Here is a 3,916-nt window from a genome sequence, read left to right on the forward strand (position 1 = left end):
CTGCCGGAGGCTATATCAGATGGGGGATTGGCTCCCACCACTGATACTAGCTTGTTTTTCACCACCTATAGAGGTGGGAGTCATCTCCCATCTGATATTTTTATCGCAACCGCCTTTTTGCCGTTTATCGTACTGCTGCTCTAAAGCGGACATTTGCAATCCGCTTTTGCTACCTGCTCATGAACGCAGTTGCTTTGCGACCTGCGTTCACTCTGTTCTGATGAATTCTCGGAACATAATTTGCCAGCAGTAAGATCACCAATACTACCACAAAAATCAGTGTGGAAAGTGCATACATTTCCGGCTTGATACCACGCTTTAACTCACCGTAGATCATGGTGGATAAGGTATTGATTCCTGCTCCCTTTGTGAAATACGTAACAACGAAATCATCCATGGACATTGTCAGCGCCATGAAAAATCCACTCATTACAGACGGGAAGATCATTGGCAGAATGACACGTACAAATGCTGTCACGCTGTTTGCGCCAAGATCTCGTGCCGCCTCGTACACACTCATATCCATCTGTTGCAGTTTCGGTAAAATACTCAAAATGACATATGGAATATTGAACGTGATATGCGCCAGTAAAATACTTACATAACCTAAATTCGTAAATCTGGAAAACCACAGCATCAGTGCGATACCTGTTACAATATCTGCATTCAACATTGGAATATTTCCCACGCCAAGAGTCAGTGTGTAGCTTCTTTTTCGCATTGCATCGATACCGATGGCTGCCAAAAGACCGATTCCGGTTGCGATCGCCGCAGATGCGAAACCAATGGTCAATGTATTCTGTAACGCCGCCATTACATCACTGTTGTGTAGCAGGTTTTGATACCATTCCAGTGTAAATCCACCCCATACAACACGGGATCTGGATGCATTAAAGGAAAGAACGACCAGCACTGCAATCGGAATATACAAAAACGCAATGATCAGCACCAGATAAAATTTCATAAAAAATCGCTTTACCATACGCTGCGCTCCTTTCCTGCATCTGTTTTTGAAGTAAACATCATACTGATCAACACAAAGATCATCAGCGCAATGGATAAACCAGAACCAAGATTCCAGTTCATACTTGTTGAGAATTCCTGTTCAATAATATTTCCGATCAGCATGATCTTACCGCCGCCCAGAATATCCGGAATGGCAAAAGTGGTCAGTGACGGAACAAATACCATGGTAATTCCACTGATGATTCCCGGCATGGTCAGCGGGATCATAATTTTTGTCAGTACTGCTTTTGGCGGTGCGCCAAGGTCTCTGGCTGCCTCAAGGATATCCTCATTCAGCTCGGAAACCGCATTGTATACCGGCAGGATCATAAATGGCAGATAATCATATACCATACCGATTACAATTGCCACATTGGAATTGGCAAGATGCTGTCCCGGCAGTCCAAGTGCGCCAAGCAGTGCATTGATAATACCGTTTCTGGATAACAATAGCTGCCATGCCATGATACGCAGTACAAAATTTACCCACATCGGCAGGATCACGATGATTGCCATCATTCCCTGTTTTCCGATGTTCAATTTCCGCAGCATTACTGCCAGCGGATATGCCAGCACCAGACAGATGGCGGTGCAGAGCAGTGCAAGCCAAAGTGCCAGCAATAAAGATTTCAAATGCACCGGCTGGAAAATCGCCAGAATGTTCGCCAACGTAAATCCGCCGTTTCCATCCCCCAGCGCATAAAATACGATCATCAAAATCGGCAATACCGTAAATCCCATGATCCAGATAATATACGGCGTAGCCAGTAAACTTCTCTTATTCATCCTTTTTGATAACCTCCTGTGCGGAAGACACTGGTTTGTGCATGATCTGAATATTTTCCGGTTTTACATACAAACCGATCTCTGTACCCGGATGGTAAGCAATGGTACTGTGCGCCAGCCACTCAAAGCCTTTTGCCTGCACTTTCATCTCATAGTGAACACCTTTGAACAAAATGGATGTCACAACACCGTCCATCATACCCTCTCCCGGCTGTACAAATTCCATATCCTCCGGTCGGATAACCACATCGACATTTTCATTCGGAGCAAATCCGGTATCCACGCATGGGAACGGACATCCAAGGATTTCCACCAGACAATCCTTCGGCATCACACCGTCTATGATATTACTCTCGCCGATAAAATCTGCTACAAAGGCATTCTGCGGCTCGTTGTAAATATCTACCGGTGTTCCTACCTGCTGGATCAGCCCCTGGTTCATAACAATGATACGGTCAGACATGGTCAGTGCTTCTTCCTGATCATGGGTAACAAAAATAAAGGTAATACCCAGCTCATTTTTAATTTTGATCAGCTCCTGCTGCATATCCTGACGCAGTTTCAGATCCAGTGCCCCCAGAGGCTCATCCAACAGCAGTACTTCCGGCTCATTTACAATGGCACGGGCAATGGCGATACGCTGCTGCTGTCCGCCGGAGAGAGACATCGGATGACGATCCTCAAATCCTTCCAGATCTACCAGTTTCAGTGCATATTTGATCTTATCCTGAATATAAGATTTGCTTTTTTTCTTTAATTTCAGTCCAAAAGCAATATTTTCTCCAACGCTCATATGGGAAAACAAAGAATATTTCTGAAATACGGTATTGATGTGACGTTTATCTGGAGACAGATTTGTGATATCCTGTCCTTCAAAAATAACTTTTCCCTCATCCGGTGTGGCAAATCCGCCGATGATACGCAGTGTCGTTGTCTTACCGCAGCCGGAAGGACCTAATAATGTCACAAATTCATTTCTTCCGATATCAATACTCAGATCATCCAGAATCTTTTTCCCGTCAAAAGATTTCGTCAGATGCTGTAAATTTAAAATTGGCTGTTCCATCCCATTTCTCCTCATGTTAATTATTTTTCCTGTTTAACCCACTCAAGATAAGTCCCCTTCGCTGCTCATTTTTCACATTGAAAACAGGATACTTACTTTAGTCAAAGGATATTCGCAATCCGCCTTCGCTACTTGCTCATAACCAAATAGCTGCTTCGCAGCTTATCAGAAGGGGCTTGCCCCCCTCCTGATACAAGCAAGTCCCTACCCCTGCTTATTGCTTTTCGCAATTGAAGCAGGGGACTTCCTTGATTTGGTTAAAAGGTTGGCGGCGTGCTCACCCACACAAATTTTGCCGGGCGGCTGCCGGTATTTTCAATATAATGATTTCTGTTCGCACAGAAATAAAAACTTTCTCCGGATTTCACGGTATATGTCTTGTCGCCAAGGTGCAAACGGATTCTTCCAGAAATCACATATCCGAACTCCTCGCCCTCATGAGGCTTATCCTCCTGCAATTTCTCCTTTGGCTGAACCACCACAAGCAACGGTTCCATCTGATATTGCTGCGCATTCGGCACAATCCACTGAATGCTGTTTCCGGCTTCATCAATTTTTTCAAAAAATGCGCCTTCCGAATACACCACATGTTCTTCTTCCGTCTCCTTGAAAAATTCAGACGGTGTCGTTCCCAGACATTCGATGAGATCCAACAGTGTCACCACAGAAGGTGCCACCTGACCACGCTCTAACTGGGAAATATATCCTTTCGTCAATTCTGACCGGTCTGCCAGCTCCTGCTGCGTCAGACCATTCTGATTTCTCAGATCTTTGATTTTTTCTCCGATTCTGCAATTCACATAATTCGGTTCCATGTTCTCGCTTCCATTTCTTTTGGATTAACACTACTATTCTAAATAGTTAACAAAATGTTGACTGTCACTAAACTTTTCGCACGATTTTGATTATACTATTATTAAACAGAAAGTCAACTATTATTGTTATTTTTTACATACTTCTTACTGTATTTTTTCCCGGACATATCACAGCCTTTTCCAGAAACCAAATAGCTTTCATCTCAGTCTGAGTTGAGACTCCCACTTCTGCAAGTGGTGAGTA

General features: G+C 43.9%; 4 protein-coding genes. All 4 read right to left on the bottom strand.

Going from position 1 to position 3,916, the window contains the following annotated elements:
* Nucleotides 1-169 precede the first annotated feature (169 nt).
* The 4 genes from LG34_RS15130 to LG34_RS15145 all read right to left on the bottom strand — a co-directional run bounded on the left by LG34_RS15130 (nt 170) and on the right by LG34_RS15145 (nt 3,672).
* On the bottom strand, nt 170-982 hold the full coding sequence (locus tag LG34_RS15130; RefSeq protein ID WP_109216806.1) for an ABC transporter permease: 813 nt from the start codon (nt 980-982) through the stop codon (nt 170-172).
* Nucleotides 976-1,791 carry an ABC transporter permease gene (locus tag LG34_RS15135; RefSeq protein WP_109216807.1) on the bottom strand — a complete coding sequence of 272 codons (816 nt, stop codon included), beginning with the start codon at nt 1,789-1,791 and terminating at the stop codon, nt 976-978. The genes LG34_RS15130 and LG34_RS15135 overlap by 7 nt, the downstream gene beginning before the upstream one ends.
* Nucleotides 1,784-2,857 carry an ABC transporter ATP-binding protein gene (locus LG34_RS15140; RefSeq protein ID WP_109216808.1) on the bottom strand — a complete coding sequence of 358 codons (1,074 nt, stop codon included), beginning with the start codon at nt 2,855-2,857 and terminating at the stop codon, nt 1,784-1,786. Before LG34_RS15140 ends, LG34_RS15135 begins: the two co-directional genes overlap by 8 nt.
* Before the next feature lie 257 nt (nt 2,858-3,114).
* Complete coding sequence (locus LG34_RS15145) at nt 3,115-3,672, bottom strand: helix-turn-helix domain-containing protein (protein WP_109216809.1); 558 nt, start codon at nt 3,670-3,672, stop codon at nt 3,115-3,117.
* Nucleotides 3,673-3,916: the final 244 nt, after the last annotated feature.

The sequence above is a fragment of the Eubacterium ramulus genome (genome assembly GCF_003122485.1).
GTDB classification, from domain to species: Bacteria; Bacillota; Clostridia; order Lachnospirales; family Lachnospiraceae; genus Eubacterium_I; species Eubacterium_I ramulus_A.